Here is a 20010-nt window from a genome sequence, read left to right as displayed (position 1 = left end):
TTTGTTTCTCGCTTGCCGCTCGAAACGTCGCTTTGCTCCTCCCCCTCATCTGTCCTGTCGGACATCTTCTCCCCGCTGGGGAGAAGAGGAAGATGGCAGCCCCATTCTCAAATCACGCCCAGTTCCCGCCCTGCCTCGGCAAAGGCCGCGATCGCCCGCTCCACATCCGCCCTGGAATGCGCGGCCGACATCTGCGTGCGGATGCGTGCCTGGCCCTTCGGCACGACGGGGAAGGAGAATCCGATCACATAGATGCCCCTCTTCAGCATCAGGCTCGCCATGTCCTGGGCAAGCTTGGCATCTCCCAGCATGACCGGGATGATCGGATGGCCTTTGCCGGCGAGCGTGAAGCCGAGCTTGGTCATTTCGGTGCGGAAGAGATCGGCATTGTCGGACAGGCGCTTGCGCAAGGCATCACCGTTTTCGATCAGGTCGAACACCTTGAGCGAGGCAGCGGCGATGACCGGCGCCAGCGTATTCGAGAACAGATAGGGCCGCGAACGTTGCCGCAGCCATTCGACGACCTCGGCCTTGGCCGAGGTATAACCGCCGGAGGCGCCGCCGAGCGCCTTGCCGAGCGTGCCGGTGATGATGTCGATCCGGCCTTCGACGCCGCAATGTTCTGGGGAGCCACGGCCGTTCTTGCCGACGAAGCCGACCGCATGGCTATCATCGACCATGACCATCGCGCCGTATTTCTCGGCGAGATCGCAGACGCCACCCAAATTGGCGATGATGCCGTCCATCGAGAAGACGCCGTCGGTGGCGATCAGCTTGAAGCGGCTGCCTTCGGCCTTCTTCAATTCCTCTTCGAGTGCCGCCATGTCGTTGTTGGCGTAGCGGAAGCGCTTGGCCTTCGAAAGCCTGACGCCGTCGATGATCGAGGCATGGTTCAGTGCGTCCGAGATGATCGCGTCTTCCTCGGAGAGCAGCGTTTCGAAAAGGCCGCCATTGGCGTCGAAGCAGGAAGAATAGAGGATCGTGTCTTCCATGCCCAGGAAGGTGGAGATGCGCGCTTCGAGCTGCTTGTGCTCCTCCTGCGTGCCGCAGATGAAGCGCACCGAAGCCATGCCGTAGCCGTAGCGATCGAGTGCCTGCTTGCCCGCCTCGGCCAGCTCCTCGTTGTCGGCAAGGCCGAGATAGTTGTTGGCGCAGAAATTCAGCACCCGTTCGCCGGTCGAAATCACGATCTCGCCCGCCTGCTTGGAGCTGATGATGCGCTCGGATTTGTAGAGGCCGGCATCCTTCAGCGCCGAAACCTCGGCTTGGAGATGGGAGAGAAATTGCGAGGTCATGGGCGGCCCTTCGTAGAGATTTCCGTGCCAGCCGGGTTAGCATATCGCCGCCGGCTTGTCTTCTTCAGCGCTGGACGGAGATCAGCAGGAACATCGGCCGGTCCAATTCCTGGACCCAATCGGGATTGTTCTGCAATTCCAGATCATTCGGGCTCCACTCCTCGACATGGCGGATGGCGAAACCAGCCGCGATCAAGGTGTTGAGCGTCGTTCCAAGCTTGCGATGCTGTTTGACGACATCCTTGGCGAGCCAGTCGGTCGTGCGCGGACCCTCGACAGCATAGCGGTCGAGCGGCCAGACACGCCGACCTTCGACATCGGTAGACCAGTCCGGGTTGCTCGGCGCCATGAAGATCGGATGCTCGATGGTGAAGACGAATCGCGATCCCGGCAAAAGCGCGTCATGCACGGTGGCAACGACACCGGCAAAGTCATCGACATAGTGCAGCGCCAGCGAGCTATAGGCGAAATCGAAGGAGGCTCCGGCAAGCTGGAGATGCTCGAGATCGGCGATCTCGTAGGTGATCGCGGCTTCCGATGTATCGGTCCGTGCTCGGGCGATCATCTTTTCCGAAATATCAAGCGCGAGAACGCTTGCAGCACCTTGGCCCACGGCAAATCGCGAAAACCAGCCGAAGCCGCAACCGAGGTCAATAACGCGTTTGCCGGTAAGGTCAGGCAGAAGTGCTCGAACCGCCGGCCATTCGGACGCTCCGTCCAGCCCGCGGACGGAGCGGCTGAGTTCGCTGTATCCGGCGAAGAATTCCACTCGATCGTAGATATTTCGGGTCATCAGCGTTCCTCCTGCGAGGCAGCATCTACCATGCCTCCTGTGCCGATCTCAACAATTGGCCGCCGGCTCAGCCTCTGGTTCAAGCACTGTCGTGCGAGAGAATGATCACCAGAAACGCGTCGCCGTAACGCTCGAGCTTCGCCTGCCCGACGCCGGATATGGCGAGCAGTTCCTTGCGGCTCCGCGGCTTCTCGGTGGCAAAGGCGATCAGCGTCGTATCGGGAAAGACGACATAGGGTGGCACGCCGAGCGATTTTGCGATCGCCATGCGCTCAGCTCGCAGCGCCTCGAACAGCGTGCCGTCGGCACCCGACAGTCCCGATTTGCGTTCACTACGTTCCGCCTTCTTCGTCCGCCGCTCGGAGGCCGGCCGGTCCTTGCGGAAGAACACGGGCCGCTCATGTTTGAAGACGGTGCGTGCCTCCGGCTCCAGTTTCAGCGCTCCGTAAGCCTCGTGATCGACGCGGACCAGCCCCATGGCGAGCATCTGACGGAAGACCGATTGCCAGACGCGCGCCGGAATATCCTTGCCGGCGCCGAAGACCGGCATCTCTGAGTGGCCGAAGCGCTCGGTCTTCTCGTTGACGTTGCCGACGAGCACGTCGACGACATGGCCGGCGCCGAAGCGCTCGCCGGTGCGGTAGATCGCGGCCAGCGCCTTGATCGCCGCTTCCGTGCCCTCCCAGGTTTCGACCGGCTTCAGGCAGGTGTCGCAATTGCCGCATTGTCCGGCATGCGCCTCGCCGAAATGCGCAAGGATCGCCTGCCGGCGGCAGGAGGCGGTCTCGCAGATCGCCAGCAATGCATTGAGCTTGGCGCGCTCGACCCGCTTGATCTCCGCGCCAGCACTGCCCTCGTCGATCATCCGGCCGCGCTGGATGACGTCGGCCATGCCATAGGCCATCCACACTTCGGACGGCAGGCCGTCACGGCCCGCACGCCCGGTCTCCTGATAGTAGGCTTCCACCGAGCCCGGCAGGTCGAGATGAGCGACATAACGCACATTCGGCTTGTCGATACCCATGCCGAAGGCGACGGTGGCGACCAGGCAGAGGTTTTCTTCTTTCAGGAAGGCATCCTGATTGGCGTCGCGAACCGCCCTGTCCATGCCGGCATGGTAGGCAAGCGCGCGCACACCCTGCCCGTTCAGCCACTCGGCCGTATCCTCGACCTTGGCGCGGGACAGGCAATAGACGATGCCGCTGTTTCCCTTGTGGCCGGACAGGAACCGCAAGAGCTGTTGCCGCGGCTGGTCGCGCTCGACGATCTCATAGGCGATGTTCGGACGGTCGAAGCTGGTGGTGAAGATCTCGGCAGCGTCGAGCCCCAGCCGCTCGATGATGTCGTCGCGCGTATGCGGATCGGCCGTCGCCGTCAGCGCCACCCTGGGCACGCCGGGATATTGTTCGCCGAGCCGGCCGAGCGCGCGATATTCCGGCCGGAAATCATGGCCCCATTGCGAGACGCAATGGGCCTCGTCAATCGCGAACAGTGCAATCTTCTCGTTGGCGATCAGCTCGCGGAAGCCGTCGGTGAGGATGCGCTCCGGTGTGACGTAGAGAAGGTTGAGCTGACCTGCCGAAAGCGCGCGGCGGACTGCGATAAACTCCTCGCGCGACAGCGACGAGTTGAGCGCGGCGGCGCGGATGCCGAGCTGCTTCATCGCCTCCACCTGATCGCGCATCAGCGCAATCAGCGGCGAAACGACGATGCCGACGCCGTCACGGCAGAGCGCCGGAATCTGGAAGCACAGCGATTTGCCCGCGCCTGTGGGGAAGAGCACAACGGCATCGCCGCCGGCAACCACATGCTCGACCACCTGCTGCTGCTTGCCGCGGAAGGAGGAGTAGCCGTAGATCTGCTTGAGGATTTCGAGCGGCGCGCGGCCAGCGGAAAACAGCGCATCGGCGGCGGAAAAGCCCGGTTCGTTCCGTTCGGTCAGCGGCATCAGTGGTTCGCCGCCCCTTTGACGCGGCCGGAAAGCACGCCGAAGCCGTCGATGATCGCCTCCTGGTTCTCAAGGCGCACCCCTTCGAAATGCACTTCCTGCTGGGCTCGGATCAGATGAACGATCGCCTCGCCGTCGCCGGCTTCGGTCGCCAGCGCAATCTCGCGTTCGAGCTCCATCTTCTGCCGGCGCAACGCTTTTGCCCGTTTGTGGAAGGCGAGCGCCTGGCGATAACCCTCACGCGCATCCTCCATCGCCGCCTCCTCGGTCGCCGTCCAGAGCCTGGCATTGCGCACCTGCTGGTCGAGGCTCTTGATGAGAGGGCCGAACCCTTCGAATTCTAGCCGCTCGGTCAGATAGTCGCGCGTCAGATGCGGGCCGGCGACCGCAGCCGCTGCCCCAAGCATGGCCGACCAGAGCCGCTGCAGCTCGCGGCTGTCGTAGTCGATCGCGGCGATCTCGTCATAATCGTCGATCATCAGGGCCGGATGATTGACGATGGTCAGCGCCAGCACGCTTTCGCGCAACGCCGTATTGTCCCGGTGGCCACGCACCGGCCCCGAGCGGGCGAGCCGGTCGGAAATGACGCTGGGGCTTTTCGGCCCTGCCTTGCCCGCATTATCGCGGCCCGTCCGGGAATTGCCGTTGCCGTTGAAGCCGCGGCGTTCGCCATTGTTGCGGTTCTGGAACTGCGGCTGGAAGAAGGTGTTCAGCCGATCGCGGATATCCTGCTGGTAATGGCGGCGCACATTCTCGTCGGCGATGACGGCAACCAGCTGTTTCAGCCGCGCCTCGAGTTCGGCGCGCGCCTCGGGCGTGTCGAACTTGCCGGTGTTGATCTCCCGGCTCCACAGCATCTCCGAAAGCGGCTTCGCCTGGCTCATCACCTTGTCGAAGGGTGTGCGCCCATCGTCGCGCACGAGATCGTCCGGGTCCTTGCCATCCGGCAGAAGCGCGAAACGGACCGAACGGCCGGGCTTCAAATGCGGCAGCGCCAGTTCGGCGGCGCGATTGGCGGCGCGAACGCCGGCGCCGTCGCCGTCAAAGCAGAGCACCGGCTGCGGCACCATCTTCCAGAGGAGCTCGAGCTGGTTTTCGGTGAGCGCCGTGCCGAGCGGCGCGACGGCGTTCTCGATGCCGGCCTGATGCAGCGCGATCACGTCCATATAGCCTTCGACGGCGATGATGGTGCCGGTCGCATTGTCGTCCTGAGCATCGCTGCGGCCCGGACCCTGGATCGCGCGGCGGGCGCGGGCGAAATTGTAAAGGACATTGCCCTTGTGGAAGAGTTCCGTCTCGTTGGAGTTCAGATATTTCGCCGGCGCATCGGCCGACATGGCACGGCCGCCGAAAGCGATCACCTTTTCCCGCGACGAGAGGATCGGAAACATGATGCGGTCGCGAAAGCGATCGTAGGACACCGGCACGTTTTCATGAACGACCAGGCCGCAGGCCTCGATCTGTTCTTTGAGTACGCCCTTGCCGGCGAGAAATTCCTTCAGCGCATTGCGGCTATCGGGCGCATAGCCGAGCCGGAAGGTTTCGATGGTGCGCCCGGTCAGCCCGCGGTCGCGCAGATAGGCGCGCGCTCTCGCCCCATTCGCCGTCTGCAATTGATCCTGGAAAAATTGTGTCGCCATTTCCATGACGTCGATCAGCGAGCCGCGCTCCTTCTCGCGCTTTTCCATCACAGGATCGGCAAGCGGCATCGGAACGCCGGCCATATCGGCGATCTGCTGCACCGCCTCGGGAAAGCTCAGGCCTTCCAGCTCGGTAAGGAAGCGAAAATGGTCGCCGGTGACGCCGCAGCCGAAGCAGTGATAGCGGCCCTTCCGGTCCTCGCAGTGGAAGCTCGGCGACTTCTCGCCGTGGAACGGGCAGCAAGCCCAGTAATCGCCGCGCGACACGTTGGTCTTGCGCTTGTCCCAGCTCACGCGGCGCGCGATCACGTTCGAAATCGGAACGCGGTCACGGATATCATCGAGAAAGGTGTTGGAAAAGCGCATTTATACCTCTTGGCCAACCTCCATATAAGCTGCTTTGCCGCTCCATGCCACGAAACTTGTCATCAAAACCCGCTATTCACAGGCAAGTGCACCCATGGCCATCAGCGCTGTTTATCCCATCAACAACGCGTTATCGCCCCCTGCGACAGGGTGCGACATTATTGTCTTTCAAGCACCGAAATTCCACCGTTGCAAATGTCTCGGCTAGAGCGTCGACCCTTAGCAGAATTGAATTAAAACGTTCTAAAACAGACACTTATCTCGCGCATCGATTGTGCAACTCTATTCCGCCGGCGCCTGCCGAGCCTTTGCTGCGGCGCCTCCAAAATCGATGTTTTCGGCAATTATTATTTTTTTGTAATTTGAACAAGCCGCCGCACCGCAATAGGTTCGATCTCAACAAAGCGATCCCCGAGCGAAGCACCATCCCTACCCCCGGCGCCGCTTCGCAAGGGTGCCTTTGCAAATACCCTCCGGCTTGGGCCTCGGCCCTGCGTTTGCCGGCGGAAGCAAAGAGCAAGAAGGCAGGAGCGCCCCCAGCTCCTGCCTTCTTAAATTTTGGCTCCCTTTGCGACAACTCTCCTTTGAAATTAACCGCTTATTGACAAAACCGTTGACAGGCAGCGCTTGCATGAAAGATGTATGCGCCGAACTCCTGGACCCCTCCAAATGGCTTTTACCGCGGAAAACCTCGCAGCCGACGATCGCTTTCTCGCTGCGATCCTGCATTGCGCCGATCAGATGCTCTCGATCTATCGCGAGAGCCCGCGCATCGCCTCGATTTTCGCCGCGCAGCAGCGCTGGCTGATGGCCCATGCCGGCTTCGCGCTTCATTACGGTTATCCCGACGACTGCAAGAGCGGCCTCTATTCCGGCCGCTTCATCGATTTCGCGGTCAGGAACGACATCGCCAGCCGCAATACAGCCGCGGCCTTCATGCAGGAAATGTTGGCCTATCGTTTCCTGCGGCCGGTTCCCGGCCCCGACAAGCGCACGCGCTATCTGGAGCCCACGGAAACCGCTGAGCAGCATTTCACCCGATGGCTCGTTGCCCATCTGATGATCCTCGACAACCTCGATGGCGGTGAACGCGCCGGCGAGGTCACCGCCGATCCCTCGGCGTTGATGGCAGCGATCCAGCCGCGGATCGCCAGGGCGATCATTGGCAGCGAGGCGGTGCGCAATCCAGGCCCCACCTTCAACCTCTTCAACTGGGCAAATACCGGCGGGCTGGTGATGGACTACCTGATCTCGCGCCTTCCGGAATTTCCTCGGACGGCCGAACGTGTCGTGCTCGGCCCTCTGTCTCTCAGGGAAATCCGCGAACAGTTCATGATCTCCAACACCCACCTGAAGCGGCTTCTGACACAGGCAGCGGCGATGGAGAGTGTCGGGTGGACAGCACCCTCCCGCAAGGGCGACTTCTGGCTGTCGCGCCGCTTCATCCTCGAATATTGGAACTATCAGGCGGCGAAATTCGCCATCATCGATGCCGCAGCCGAAGCGGTGCTCGGGCCTGCGGTCCGCGACGAACCGCAAGCAAGACGTGTCAGCTGAGCAATTCCAGGAAAAGTGTGAAGCGGTTTTCCCAGGCAAAGCGCGAAGTGCTTTTGCCGGGAATTGCGTAAAACAAAATTGGAGCGGTTCAGCTTCCATGAATGCAGGACCGCTCCAAAGACGGATCAGCTCAACAATTCCTTGACGGTCGCCGACGCCTTGGCGAAATCCATCTGGCCGGCATAACGCTCCTTCAGCGCCGCCATCACCTTGCCCATGTCCTTGGCACCCGCGGCGCCCGTCTCGGCGATAATTGCCGAGACATTGGCGCGCACCTCACCGTCCGAAAGTTGCTTCGGCATGAAATCCTGGATGACGATGATTTCGGCGCGCTCCTTGGCGGCAAGCTCCGGCCGGGAATTCTCCTCGTAGATCTTTGCCGATTCGTCGCGCTGCTTTACCATCTTGGCGAGAATCTGCAGAATCTCGTCGTCGCTCGCCTGCTCCTTGCCGGTGCCGCGATTGGCGATATCGCGGTCCTTGACCGCGGCCTGAATCAGCCGGACGGTGGAAAGCCGCTCCGCATTCTTGGCCTTCATCGCCTCTTTCAGCTGGGTGGCGAGTTGATCGCGCAGCATGGTCTTTACTCCTGTTTTGATGCCGCTTCATAAACCACGCTGATGCGGCGGATCAAATAAATTGCGCGGTCGACGCGATAAACCGCAGGAAAACGGCGGCAATCTCGGCTAGAAAGATTGACCGCAGACGAATGCATGGCTATCTACCGCCACCTGCACCAAAATTCGTGATCAGGCCTGAAGCGCGCGGCATAGCCGTGTCCACACGCCTGCGAGATCAAATGGCGACGAGCGCCGCAACGCGCGCACCGGCCGCCGGAAACGGGATGAAGATGACCGCGACAGCACCCTGGACAATCGAAAAGCCGACCGCCCTGCTCGTTCTTGCCGACGGCACGGTCATCGAAGGCAAGGGCATCGGCGCCACCGGCAAGGTGCCGGCCGAAGTGGTCTTCAATACGGCGCTGACCGGTTATGAGGAGATCCTGACCGACCCCTCCTATCTCGGCCAGATCGTCACCTTCACCTTTCCGCATATCGGCAATATCGGCACCAACGATGAAGACATCGAGGACCTGACGCCTGCCGCCCGCCACGGCGCCGTCGGCGTCATCTTCAAGGCCGACATCACCGACCCTTCGAACTATCGCGCCGCCAAGCATCTCGACCAATGGCTGAAGGCGCGCGGCGTCGTCGGCCTCTGCGGCATCGACACGCGCGCACTGACCGCCTGGATCCGCGAGAACGGCGCCCCGAACGCGGTGATCGCCCACGATCCGAACGGCGTCTTCGACATCGAGGCGTTGAAGGCCGAAGCCAAGGCCTGGAGCGGCCTCGAAGGCCTCGACCTTGCCAAGATCGCCTCGTCGGGCCAGTCCTCGCAATGGACGGAAACGCCGTGGGTCTGGAACGAAGGTTACGGCCAGCTCAGTGCAACGGACGCGAAATACCACGTTGTCTGCCTCGACTACGGCGTCAAGCGCAACATCCTGCGCCTGTTTGCCGGTCTCGACTGCAAGGTGACCGTCGTGCCGGCCGCAACGAGCGCCGAAGACGTGCTCGCCATGCAGCCGGACGGCATCTTCCTGTCGAACGGCCCGGGCGATCCGGCGGCAACCGGCGAATATGCCGTGCCTGTGATCAAGACGCTAGTTAAGACCGATATCCCGGTCTTCGGCATCTGCCTCGGCCATCAGATGCTGGGTCTTGCCCTCGGCGCCAAGACCGAGAAGATGCATCAGGGTCATCACGGCGCCAATCATCCCGTCAAGGATCATACCACCGGCAAGGTCGAGATCGTCTCGATGAACCATGGCTTCGCGGTCGACTCGAAATCACTGCCCGATGGCGTTGAAGAGACTCATATTTCGCTTTTCGACGGCACCAATTGCGGCCTGCGCGTCCTCGGCAAACAGGTCTTCTCCGTCCAGCACCATCCGGAAGCCTCTCCCGGGCCCCAGGACAGCCACTATCTCTTCCGCCGCTTCATCAACATGGTGCGCGAGAAGAAGGGCGAGCCGGCCCTCGCCGAACGCTGATTTCAATGCCGCCCCCATTTCAGATGAAGGCTCGCCTATAGGCGAGCCTTTAACATATTGACAAACCTCACTCTTCGTCATCCTCGGCCTTGTGCCGAGGATCTGCTGCCATATCGACTGGAGGCAGATGCTCGGGACAAGCCCGAGCATGACGAAAGTTGTGTTGGCGCGCTTGTCAGCAGTCTAAGGGTTCGCACCGCGAGCCTTTTTCTTTGCCCTGCATGTTGACCTCGACTTAACTTGAGGAATTACAAACTCCCCGCAGACATCTAATGCAGGAGAAAATAGATGAGCGGAGCCTACTTTCGTGTCGACAAATTCGTCGTGCCGGCCGCGGCGCGTGAGGAATTTCTCGTCAAAGTGATGATGACCCACAAGCTGCTGGAGGCCCAGGAGGGTTTCATCGACCACAGAGTGCTGGAACAGGTCGCTGGTCCCGGCGAGTTCAACTTCGTGACCATCGCCCAATGGGAAAGCGCCGAGGTCGTCGAGCGTGCGCGGGCAGCCGTCGCCGCCGCGTACGAGGCGGCGAATTTCGATCCGCAGGAACTGTTCGCGCGCCTCGGCATCCGCGCCGATATCGCCAGCTACAAGCCTGTCGCGGCGTGAGCTACGCGGCCGGCTCAGGCGCCGGCCGTCGCTCCCTCCCGGCGAAGGAGAAGGTAGAACCGCCAGCAGAGCATGACGGCCGCCGCCGCCAGCCCGACGAGGAACCCGAACCAGATACCGATGCCGCCGAAGCCGAGCGGGAAGGCAAAGGCCCAGGCAAGGAAGAAGCCAATCGGCCAATAGGCAATCAACGCCATGATCATCGGCACACGTGCGTCCTTGAGGCCGCGCAGCAATCCGTTGGCGATCACCTGCAGGCCATCGACCAACTGGAAAAGCCCGGCGACGACAATCAACGGTCCGGCATAGGCAAGCACCTGGGGCGCCTCCGGCGAGTGAACGTCGAGGAACCAGCTGCCGAGGAATTGCGGCATAGTGGCAAACAGCACCGAGCCCACCGCTGAAATGGCGCAGGCAAGGATGAGCACCATGATCGAAGCGCGTACCACCCCCCGGTAATCACCCTGCCCGTGGGCGACGCCGACGCGCACCGTCGCCGCTTGGCTGAGGCCGAGCGGGATCATGAAGGCGATCGAGGCCCATTGCAGGGCGATGCCGTGGGCGGCGAGCTCGATGGTGCCGATATACCCCATCAACAGCGACGCCACGGTGAACAGGCTGACCTCGGCAAGGATGGTCACGCTGATCGGCAGACCAAGCCGGATGACCTCCAACAAAGCATGCCAGTCGGGCTTCCAGAACCGCACGAAGATCTCGTAGCGCCGCGTCTCTTCCCGCCGCTGCACAAAAGCCAGGATGAAGAGGAAACCAGCTGTCTGGACGACGACCGAAACGATCGCCGCTCCCTCGAGCCCCATCGCCGGAAAGCCGAAATGGCCAAGCACGAGGGCATAGGCGAAGATCGCGTTCATCACCAGCGTGACGACGGTGACGTTGAGGATGATGCCCGCCTTGCCGATGGCGCTGACCAGCGCGCGCATGACGTTGAAGAGCAGCGCCGGCAGCAGGCCGAACTGGCCGATCATGATGTAGCCATGAGCGAGCTTGGCCACTTCGGGCTTTTGCTGTGCGAAGAGAAGGATCCGCTCCGAATTGAAGAAGGCCGGCTGCATGATGACCCAGTATGCGATCACTACCCACAGACCCATGCGCAACGCCCGGCGCACAGAGACGACGTCGCCGCGGCCATAGGCCTGCGCCACCATCGGAATGACGGCGATGGCAAAGCCCGAGCCGAAGATCAGGATCGTGAACAGGAATTGCGCCGAAAGCACCATCGCCGCCAGATGTTCGGCGCCGAGACGACCGACGATCATCACGTCGGTGGTGTTGATGCCGAGTTGGGCAAGCTGCGCGCCGATCAGCGGAATGCCGAGCGCCAGCGTTGCACGGAAATGTGCGCCCCAACGATTATCGGTTGCCGGCGCAAGCCTGCGCGCGTCGATCGGCGTGTCCATGACACCAGTCCTGTGATTGAAATATGTGTCACCGCAACTTGCGGCGAAATATCCTTCGGGCTTAGATCAAAGTCCCGCAAAGAACTACCCCAAAGCAGGCAGATGATGAAAAATTCATCATCGCATCATCATTTCTGATCGATCAACCCGCCGCTTCCAGCGCCTCGTCCGGCTCACGGACCCGGACCCGTACGAGAAACACGCCTGAAGCCAGCAGGATGAACAGGGCGGCGGTCAGATAGGGTGCGCCGGCAAAGGTGACGGGCGCCTCCGGCCGGGTGAAATAGCTGAACAATTGCGTGAAGATCAGCGGCCCGAGGATGGTGGTGATGCTGCTGAGGCTGGTTAGCGCACCCTGCAGTTCCCCCTGCGCCGAGGGCGGCACCTTGCCGGCGGCGATACTGCGCAGCGGCGGATCGGCGACGTTCTCCATGACGGTCGCGACGATGACGACATAGACCACCCAGCCTTCCCAGGCAAAAGCATAGCCGGTGAGTCCGACGGCCGAGAAACAGAGGCCGAGCAGAGCCGTCTTCCACTCGCCGAGAACCGGCACGATACGCGGCAGAACCAGCCCCATGATGAGCGCCGCGCCGATGCCGTAAATACCGAGCGACAGGCCGATCTGTCCCTCGCTCCAGCCGTAGCGATAGGTCGAGACGAACGACCAGACCGAGGGATAGACGGCATGCGCCAGGAAGAACAAGAACATCACGAGGCTGACCCAGCCGATGCCGGGATAGTGGCGCATCTGTCGCAACGCGCCGAGCGGATTGGCACGTTTCCACTCGAACCGGCGGCGGTTTTTCGCCTCCAGGGTTTCCGGCAACAGGAAGCAGGCGGCGATGAAATTGACGAGAGACAGCGCAGCCGCGCCGAGGAACGGCACACGCGGGCCGAATTCGCCGAGCACACCGCCGATGACCGGGCCGATCGTGAAACCGACGCCGAAGGCGATGCCGATCAATCCGAAATTCTTTGCCCGGTTCTCCTCCGTGCTGATGTCGGCGATATAGGCCGAGCAGGTGGCAAAACTGCCGCCGCTGATGCCGGCAAGCACGCGGCCGACGAACAGCATCCAGAAGCTGGTGGCGATGCCGCAGATGAAATTGTCGATCGCAAAAGTCAGCACCGAAAGCAACAGGATCGGCCGGCGGCCGAACCGGTCGGAGAGATTTCCGAGCAGTGGCGCGAACAGGAATTGCATGCCGGCATAGACGAGCATCAGCCAGCCCCCGTCGATCGCCGCATCGCTGACGCCGCCGCCGGTCAGTTGCTCCAGATAGGCGGGCAGCACCGGCATGATGATGGCAATGCCGATAATGTCGAGGAAAAGGATGATGAAGACCAGAAAAAGGCCGCGGCGAACGAATTTAGGATCAAGCATGAGGCATCTCTACGGCGGTTGGTCCTGAAAAGACGATCTCGTCGCCGAGAAAGTGACATAGCTCAGAACATAAACCGAAACAATCCGTGAACATTTCAAAGTTTTTGATAGTGCTGAACGGGCAATTTGTAATTTGCCTCAACCGCAGAGCGCGGCAACGTGATCATTGCCTCCCTTGCAATCGCGATAACGGCATCCAGATCATTCTAAAAAAGATCGTTCATTGTGCATTCCGCCGCACGGCCCGTTCGACGCCATCCGGATTATCGCGCAGGAGCGAAGGCTGTAAAACAGCACCCGACAGCACTGCTCGGCGCTGATGAGGAGAAGACAATGCAGACCTATCGTCTGGGAAAGACCGGACCCGAAGTCTCGGCCATCGGCCTCGGCTGCATGGGCATGTCGGGCATGTACGGCCCCTCCGACAGAGCAGAAAGCATCGCGACGATCCATGCCGCGCTCGATGCCGGCATCAACCTGCTCGACACCGGCGATTTCTACGGCATGGGCCATAACGAGATGCTGATCGGCGAAGCACTGAAGGGCCGCAGGCGCGAGGATGCCGTCATCAGTGTCAAGTTCGGGGCCTTGCGCGATCCTGCAGGCGGCTGGAACGGCGTCGACGCCCGGCCGGTCGCGGTAAAGAACTTCCTCACTTATACACTGCAGCGCCTCGGCGTCGACTATATCGACATCTACCGCCCGGCCCGGCTCGATCCGAACGTGCCGATCGAGGACACGGTCGGCGCCATCGCCGATATGGTTAAAGCGGGTTATGTCAGGCACATCGGCCTGTCGGAAGTCGGCGCCGACACCATCCGCTGCGCCGCCACCGTTGCCCCGATCGTCGACCTGCAGATCGAATATTCGCTGATCTCGCGCGGCATTGAAGAGAAGATCCTGCCGACGACACGCGAACTCGGCATCTCGATCACCGCCTATGGCGTACTCTCGCGCGGCCTGATCAGCGGCCACTGGCAAAAGGGCCAGGGTGCGACGGCCGGCGATTTCCGTGCCTACAGCCCACGCTTCCAGGAAGGCAATATCGAGCAGAACCTCGCTTTGGTGGAAAAGCTGCGTGAGATTGCAGAGGTAAAAAGCGTCTCGGTCGCCCAGATCGCCATCGCCTGGGTCGCCGCCAAGGGCAAGGATATCGTCCCGCTCATCGGCGCCCGCCGCCGCGACCGGCTGACCGAGGCTCTCGGCTCGCGCGCGGTCGACCTATCGAAAGAAGATTTCGTCGCCATCGAACGCGCCGTGCCGAAGGATGCGGCTGCCGGTAGGCGCTATCCCGAGCATATGCTGCAGCATATGGACAGTGAGAGGTGAGCGGGTGGAAGGGCAATCACCACTCTTCCAACACAGCGTTATTCCCTCACCCTCAAACCGGCCCTGAGAACGTGTCGCAAGCCGACAGCTGGCCGCTGTCGAAGCCGCGCTTGAACCATCTGACGCGCTGTTGTGATGTGCCGTGGTTGAAACTCTCAGGCACGACATAACCCTGCGACCGTTTCTGCAGGGTATCGTCGCCGATCTGCTGAGCGGCGTTCAGCGCTTCCTCCAGATCGCCTGACTCCAGCAGGCCTTTCTGCTGGGTATATTTGCCCCAGATGCCGGCGAAGCAATCGGCCTGCAGCTCGACGCGCACCGACATCTTGTTGGCCTCCTCCTCGCTCATGCGCTGGCGGGCCTGGTTGAACTTCGGCAGGATGCCGAGCAGGTTCTGCACGTGATGGCCGACCTCGTGAGCGACGACATAGGCCTCGGCGAAATCGCCCGACGCGCCGAACCGGTCGGAGAGCTCCTGGAAGAAATCCGTGTCGAGATAGAGCTTATGGTCACCGGGGCAGTAGAACGGCCCGGTTGCAGCCGATGCTGAGCCGCAGGCCGATGCCGTCGAGCCCGAAAACAGCACGAGACGCGGCTCCTCGTACGTCTGGCCTTGCGCCTGGAAGATGCCCGTCCAGGTATCCTCGGTTTCGGCAAGCACGGTACGCATGAAGGCGGTCATCTCATCATTGGCAGGCGTGCGTGCTCCTCCAGACTGGCTCTGCTCGTAGCCGGGGCCGCTCGTCGTGCCGCCGTTATCAAGCACCTGCATCAGATCGATGCCCATTGCCTTGAAGATAAAATAAATGACGACGAGGAAGATGATCGTGCCGATGCTCAGGCCACCGCCGGCACGGCGAACGCCGCCGCCGGAGGGAAAATTGAAGCCACCGCCGCGGCCAAAACCGCCGCTGCTCGGGTCGCCGCGGCGATCTTCGATATTGTCGGACTGACGCCGGCCTCTCCATTCCATCTTCGTTCTCCCCGGCAATGCCGTGCTTGCACCTTAAGGAATCTATATATCCGTCGACGGCCGGAATTCCAGCGGCTTCATCGGGCAATCAGACCATGCCTGGGGCAAGATCGTGGACCGCTGCAGCGCTTCCACCCAAGGGCATTGCACCCGAGGTAGTGACCAGCCGCGGGCGAGAACCGAAACGCTCTGAAGCAAGCCGCCGCGACGACGCGGGCGCCGATCTCTCTGCTTCTGGCCGGATCAGGGTCGTGCCGCTGCATCCAAGCGGATCGGGCTTCACGAAGCCGCGGTCGACCTCGCCCGTCCGGCGCGTCATGGCGAAATCTGGGTGCTCGTCCTGCCTGAGGGGAAACAGCCTGCCGCGCGGCGTTGGATTCCTGTCGATTCCGCGATTTATGGGGTTCCGTTTGCAAGTACATTTGCCTATAAGCCGCTTCTAGCCTGAAAAGACCCTCAATGCGCGACCCGACCCGGTGATCTCCCACCCTGGCCGGCTTTTTGCGCAGCCAGACAATGGATATCGCCCATGCCGAAGCGCCAAGACATCAAATCGATCCTCATCATCGGCGCGGGACCGATCGTTATTGGCCAGGCTTGCGAGTTCGACTATTCCGGCACCCAGGCCTGCAAGGCGCTGAAGGAGGAGGGCTACCGCGTCATCCTCGTCAATTCCAACCCGGCGACGATCATGACCGATCCGGGCCTTGCCGACGCCACCTATGTCGAGCCGATCACCCCAGAGGTCGTCGCCAAGATTATCGCCAAGGAGCGCCCGGATGCGCTGCTGCCGACCATGGGCGGCCAGACGGCGCTGAACACCGCGCTTTCACTAAAGCGCATGGGCGTGCTCGACCGTTACAATGTCGAAATGATCGGCGCCAAGCCCGCCGCCATCGACATGGCCGAGGACCGCGCGCTGTTTCGCGAAGCGATGGCCCGGATCGGGCTGGAAACGCCGCGCTCGATGCTGGCGAACGCCACCGACATCAAGGACCTCGACCGCAAGACGCACGAGGCCGAGCGCAACAAGCTGCGCGACAGCCTCTCCGGATCCGACCTCGACAAGGCACTGGACGAGCTGGAAAACCAGTGGAACCTCGGCGAGAGCGATCGTAAGCAGCGATACATCAGCCACGCCATGGCGATCGCCGCCCAGGCGATCGACCATGTCGGCCTGCCCGCCATCATCCGCCCCTCCTTCACCATGGGCGGCACCGGCGGCGGCATCGCCTATAACCGGTCGGAATTCTTCGAGATCGTCGGCGGTGGCCTCGACGCCTCGCCGACCACCGAAGTGCTGGTCGAGGAATCGGTGCTCGGATGGAAGGAATATGAAATGGAGGTCGTCCGCGACAAGGCGGACAACTGCATCATCATCTGCTCCATCGAAAACATCGACCCGATGGGCGTCCATACCGGCGATTCGATCACCGTCGCGCCGGCGCTGACGCTGACCGACAAGGAATACCAGATCATGCGCAACGCCTCGATCGCGGTGCTGCGCGAGATCGGCGTTGAGACCGGCGGCTCGAACGTCCAGTTCGCCGTCAATCCGAAAGACGGCCGCCTCGTCGTCATCGAGATGAACCCGCGCGTCTCGCGTTCGTCGGCGCTGGCATCCAAGGCCACCGGCTTCCCGATCGCCAAGATCGCCGCCAAGCTCGCCATCGGTTATACGCTCGACGAATTGGACAACGACATCACCGGCGGCGCAACGCCCGCCTCGTTCGAACCGTCGATCGACTACGTCGTCACCAAGATCCCGCGTTTCGCCTTCGAGAAATTCCCCGGCGCCTCGCCGGTGCTGACGACCGCGATGAAGTCGGTCGGCGAAGTCATGGCGATCGGCCGCACCTTCGCCGAATCTCTGCAGAAGGCGCTGCGCGGCCTCGAAACCGGCCTGACCGGCCTCGACGAAATCGAGATCCCCGACTCCGAGGAAGGCGAATCCAGCCACAACGCCATCCGCGCCGCCATCGGCACGCCGACACCGGATCGCCTGCGCATGGTCGCCCAGGCATTGCGCATGGGTCTCAGCATCGAAGAGGTGCATGAAGGCTGCAAGATCGATCCCTGGTTCATCGCCGAGCTTAAGAACATCATCGACACGGAAGCCCGTATCCGCGAGCATGGCCTGCCCGAAGATGCCGATAACCTCCGCATGCTGAAGGCGATGGGCTTTTCCGACGCCCGTCTGGCGACGCTGACCGGCAAGCGCCCCAAGCAGGTCGCCGAATTTCGCAACAGCCTGAACGTCCGCCCTGTGTTCAAGCGCATCGATACCTGTGCGGCCGAATTCGCCTCGCCGACTGCCTACATGTATTCGACCTATGAGACGCCCTTCGTCGGCGCCGCCCGCTCCGAGGCGGACGTGTCCGACCGCAAGAAGGTCGTCATCCTCGGCGGCGGCCCGAACCGCATCGGCCAGGGCATCGAGTTCGACTATTGCTGCTGCCATGCCGCCTTCGCGCTGAAGGATGCGGGTTATGAAGCGATCATGATCAACTGCAACCCTGAAACCGTCTCGACCGACTACGACACCTCGGACCGCCTCTATTTCGAGCCGCTGACGGCCGAGGACGTGATCGAGATCCTGCGCGCCGAGCAGGAAAAGGGCGAAGTCGTCGGCGTCATCGTCCAGTTCGGCGGCCAGACACCGCTGAAGCTTGCCGAAGCGCTTGAGAAGAACGGCATCCCGATCCTCGGCACTGCGCCTGATATGATCGACCTCGCCGAGGACCGCGACCGCTTCCAGAAGCTGCTGATGAAGCTCGATCTCAACCAGCCGAACAACGGTATCGCCTATTCGGTCGAGCAGGCCCGCATGGTCGCTACCGAAATCGGCTTCCCGCTGGTCGTGCGCCCCTCCTACGTGCTCGGCGGCCGCGCCATGCAGATCCTGCATTCGGAAGGCCAGCTGCAGAGCTACCTGCTCGACACGGTTCCCGAACTGGTGCCGGAGGACATCAAGCAGCGCTATCCCAACGACAAGACGGGCCAGATCAACACCCTGCTCGGCAAGAACCCGCTGCTCTTCGACAGCTATCTCTCTCATGCCATCGAAGTCGATGTCGACTGCCTGTCCGACGGCACCGACGTCTATGTCGCCGGCATCATGGAGCATATCGAGGAAGCCGGCATTCATTCCGGCGACAGCGCCTGCTCGCTGCCACCGCGCACGCTCTCCCCCGAAATGCTAGACGAGTTGGAACGCCAGGCGAAGGCGATGGCCAAGGCGCTCAACGTCGGCGGCCTGATGAACGTCCAGTTCGCCATCAAGGACGGCACCGTCTACGTTCTCGAAGTCAATCCGCGCGCCTCGCGCACCGTGCCCTTCGTCGCCAAGACCATCGGCGCGCCGATCGCCAAGATCGCCGCCCGCGTCATGGCTGGCGAGAAACTCGATGCAGCCTTTGCCGCCTATGGCGAAAAGCCCGATCCACGCAAGCTGAAGCACATCGCCGTCAAGGAAGCCGTCTTCCCCTTCGCCCGTTTCCCCGGTGTCGACACGCTACTCGGCCCGGAAATGCGCTCGACCGGCGAAGTCATCGGCCTCGACACCGATTTCGCTCTCGCCTTTGCCAAGTCGCAGCTCGGCGCCAGCGTCGAGCTGCCGCGTGACGGGACGGTCTTCGTCTCCGTGCGCGACGCGGACAAGCTGCGCGTACTCCCGGCGATCCGCATCCTCGTCGAACAGGGCTTCAAGGTGCTGGCGACCGGCGGCACGGCCCGCTTCCTCGGCGAAAACGGCATCACCGCCACCAAGATCAACAAGGTGCTGGAAGGCCGCCCGCACATCGAGGACGCTATCCGCAACCGTCAGGTCCAGCTCGTCATCAACACCACCGACGGCAACAAGGCGATCTCCGACTCCAAGTCGCTGCGCCGCGCGACGCTGATGCAGAAGGTGCCTTATTACACGACGATGGCAGGTGCTGAGGCCGCCGCCCAGGCGATCAAGGCGCTGAAGGCCGGCAATCTCGAAGTGCGGCCGCTGCAGAGCTACTTCGCCTGAGATTAATGCATGTCGCCCGGAAGTGTGCAGCGGTTCCGGGACAACGACATGCATAAAACAAAGGGCTAAAGCGCGTCGCATGAATCAAATTTGATGCGTCGCGCTTTAGCAGGCTGCTGAAATTCGCTCTGCGTTGGCGCAGTTGCTTGCTGTGGGTCTGATTTTTTTACAGACTGGCTGTCGTGCGGTGGGATTTTGGCCGATTGAGGCGGGTTTTCTGGCCATATCGGCTTATTGATCTCCCTCAAGACACACTTCGCCCGTCGATCCGATCAATTTGGGAAGGCGGATGATGTTGTACGCGACAAGGGCGAAGGTGAAGGCGGCCTTCACCTTGTCCAGTCCGCGCAGCTTGAGCTGCGCCAGCCCGGCCGTCGTCTTGACCCAGCCGAAGACTTCCTCGATCCGCTTGCGGCAGCGCAGGCTGATCGCATAGCCGGCACTTTGCGCCACCTCTGGCGGCACCGCCGTCTTGCGCACCTTGCCCGTCTTGCTCACCGTCCCATTGATCGCCACATGCGGCACGATCTTGCGAGCCTTCAACTCCTCGACGAAGGCTTCCGCGTCGTAGCCCTTGTCGGCGCCCAGCGTCGCCCCTTCGCCAAGGCCCTCGCTCAGTGC

Annotated in this window: 14 protein-coding genes; 5 read left to right on the top strand and 9 right to left on the bottom strand. The window is 62.0% G+C overall.

Going from position 1 to position 20010, the window contains the following annotated elements; genetic code table 11:
* Nucleotides 1-107: 107 nt before the first annotated feature.
* From HJB89_RS10495 to dnaG, 4 genes are all read right to left on the bottom strand, one after another.
* Nucleotides 108-1295, bottom strand: a complete 1188-nt coding sequence (locus tag HJB89_RS10495; protein ID WP_221149710.1) for a glycine C-acetyltransferase — start codon at nt 1293-1295, stop codon at nt 108-110.
* Between the two features lie 64 nt (nt 1296-1359).
* Complete coding sequence (locus HJB89_RS10490; RefSeq protein ID WP_221149709.1) at nt 1360-2088, bottom strand: bifunctional 2-polyprenyl-6-hydroxyphenol methylase/3-demethylubiquinol 3-O-methyltransferase UbiG; 729 nt, start codon at nt 2086-2088, stop codon at nt 1360-1362.
* Between the two features lie 79 nt (nt 2089-2167).
* A complete protein-coding gene (gene recQ, locus HJB89_RS10485; protein ID WP_221149708.1) occupies nt 2168-4036 on the bottom strand; it encodes a DNA helicase RecQ in 1869 nt (622 codons plus the stop codon).
* Nucleotides 4036-6042 (bottom strand): DNA primase, encoded by a 2007-nt coding sequence (gene dnaG, locus HJB89_RS10480; RefSeq protein ID WP_221149706.1) that lies wholly within the window; start codon nt 6040-6042, stop codon nt 4036-4038. Before dnaG ends, recQ begins: the two co-directional genes overlap by 1 nt.
* 669 nt (nt 6043-6711) lie before the next feature.
* Here dnaG and HJB89_RS10475 point away from each other — a divergent pair.
* The gene (locus HJB89_RS10475; RefSeq protein WP_221149705.1) at nt 6712-7599 is read left to right on the top strand and encodes a hypothetical protein; all 888 of its coding nucleotides are present in this window, start codon (nt 6712-6714) and stop codon (nt 7597-7599) included.
* Between the two features lie 125 nt (nt 7600-7724).
* On the opposite strand, the gene HJB89_RS10470 is transcribed toward HJB89_RS10475, so the two are convergent.
* The gene (locus HJB89_RS10470) at nt 7725-8177 is read right to left on the bottom strand and encodes a GatB/YqeY domain-containing protein (protein WP_207581231.1); all 453 of its coding nucleotides are present in this window, start codon (nt 8175-8177) and stop codon (nt 7725-7727) included.
* 272 nt (nt 8178-8449) lie between these two features.
* Between HJB89_RS10470 and carA the strand changes: the two genes are divergently transcribed.
* Nucleotides 8450-9655 (top strand): glutamine-hydrolyzing carbamoyl-phosphate synthase small subunit, encoded by a 1206-nt coding sequence (carA, locus tag HJB89_RS10465; RefSeq protein WP_207584346.1) that lies wholly within the window; start codon nt 8450-8452, stop codon nt 9653-9655.
* Between the two features lie 288 nt (nt 9656-9943).
* Complete coding sequence (locus HJB89_RS10460) at nt 9944-10264, top strand: antibiotic biosynthesis monooxygenase (protein WP_207581232.1); 321 nt, start codon at nt 9944-9946, stop codon at nt 10262-10264.
* A 14-nt stretch (nt 10265-10278) separates the two neighbouring features.
* Here the strand turns inward: HJB89_RS10460 and HJB89_RS10455 are convergent, their stop codons facing one another.
* The gene (locus HJB89_RS10455) at nt 10279-11682 is read right to left on the bottom strand and encodes an MATE family efflux transporter (RefSeq protein ID WP_221115839.1); all 1404 of its coding nucleotides are present in this window, start codon (nt 11680-11682) and stop codon (nt 10279-10281) included.
* 142 nt (nt 11683-11824) lie between these two features.
* Nucleotides 11825-13069: a TCR/Tet family MFS transporter gene (locus HJB89_RS10450; protein WP_207581234.1), complete on the bottom strand. Its 1245-nt coding sequence runs from the start codon at nt 13067-13069 to the stop codon at nt 11825-11827.
* Nucleotides 13070-13402: 333 nt separating this feature from the next.
* On the opposite strand from HJB89_RS10450, the gene HJB89_RS10445 reads away from it, so the two are divergent.
* Entirely contained in the window at nt 13403-14398 is a 996-nt protein-coding gene (locus tag HJB89_RS10445; RefSeq protein ID WP_207581235.1) for an aldo/keto reductase, read from the top strand.
* Nucleotides 14399-14450: 52 nt separating this feature from the next.
* Here the strand turns inward: HJB89_RS10445 and HJB89_RS10440 are convergent, their stop codons facing one another.
* A complete protein-coding gene (locus HJB89_RS10440; protein ID WP_207581236.1) occupies nt 14451-15371 on the bottom strand; it encodes a neutral zinc metallopeptidase in 921 nt (306 codons plus the stop codon).
* Between the two features lie 529 nt (nt 15372-15900).
* On the opposite strand from HJB89_RS10440, the gene carB reads away from it, so the two are divergent.
* Nucleotides 15901-19389: a carbamoyl-phosphate synthase large subunit gene (gene carB / locus HJB89_RS10435; protein WP_207581237.1), complete on the top strand. Its 3489-nt coding sequence runs from the start codon at nt 15901-15903 to the stop codon at nt 19387-19389.
* Between the two features lie 231 nt (nt 19390-19620).
* Here the strand turns inward: carB and HJB89_RS10430 are convergent.
* The coding region (locus tag HJB89_RS10430) for a transposase (RefSeq protein ID WP_221149703.1) at nt 19621-20010 on the bottom strand (390 nt) is incomplete at its 5' end.

The sequence above is a fragment of the Rhizobium sp. NZLR8 genome, from assembly GCF_019685025.1.
Classification (GTDB): Bacteria; Pseudomonadota; Alphaproteobacteria; order Rhizobiales; family Rhizobiaceae; genus Rhizobium.
This window is presented reverse-complemented; position numbering and strand designations above follow the sequence as displayed.

Bases quoted from the DNA above. Each gene is read 5' to 3' on its own strand.
- HJB89_RS10495 (WP_221149710.1), bottom strand. From the start codon at position 1,295: ATGACCTCGCAATTTCTCTCCCATCTCCAAGCCGAGGTTTCGGCGCTG.
- HJB89_RS10490 (WP_221149709.1), bottom strand. From the start codon at position 2,088: ATGACCCGAAATATCTACGATCGAGTGGAATTCTTCGCCGGATACAGC.
- recQ (WP_221149708.1), bottom strand. From the start codon at position 4,036: ATGCCGCTGACCGAACGGAACGAACCGGGCTTTTCCGCCGCCGATGCG.
- dnaG (WP_221149706.1), bottom strand. From the start codon at position 6,042: ATGCGCTTTTCCAACACCTTTCTCGATGATATCCGTGACCGCGTTCCG.
- HJB89_RS10475 (WP_221149705.1), top strand. From the start codon at position 6,712: ATGGCTTTTACCGCGGAAAACCTCGCAGCCGACGATCGCTTTCTCGCT.
- HJB89_RS10470 (WP_207581231.1), bottom strand. From the start codon at position 8,177: ATGCTGCGCGATCAACTCGCCACCCAGCTGAAAGAGGCGATGAAGGCC.
- carA (WP_207584346.1), top strand. From the start codon at position 8,450: ATGACCGCGACAGCACCCTGGACAATCGAAAAGCCGACCGCCCTGCTC.
- HJB89_RS10460 (WP_207581232.1), top strand. From the start codon at position 9,944: ATGAGCGGAGCCTACTTTCGTGTCGACAAATTCGTCGTGCCGGCCGCG.
- HJB89_RS10455 (WP_221115839.1), bottom strand. From the start codon at position 11,682: ATGGACACGCCGATCGACGCGCGCAGGCTTGCGCCGGCAACCGATAAT.
- HJB89_RS10450 (WP_207581234.1), bottom strand. From the start codon at position 13,069: ATGCTTGATCCTAAATTCGTTCGCCGCGGCCTTTTTCTGGTCTTCATC.
- HJB89_RS10445 (WP_207581235.1), top strand. From the start codon at position 13,403: ATGCAGACCTATCGTCTGGGAAAGACCGGACCCGAAGTCTCGGCCATC.
- HJB89_RS10440 (WP_207581236.1), bottom strand. From the start codon at position 15,371: ATGGAATGGAGAGGCCGGCGTCAGTCCGACAATATCGAAGATCGCCGC.
- carB (WP_207581237.1), top strand. From the start codon at position 15,901: ATGCCGAAGCGCCAAGACATCAAATCGATCCTCATCATCGGCGCGGGA.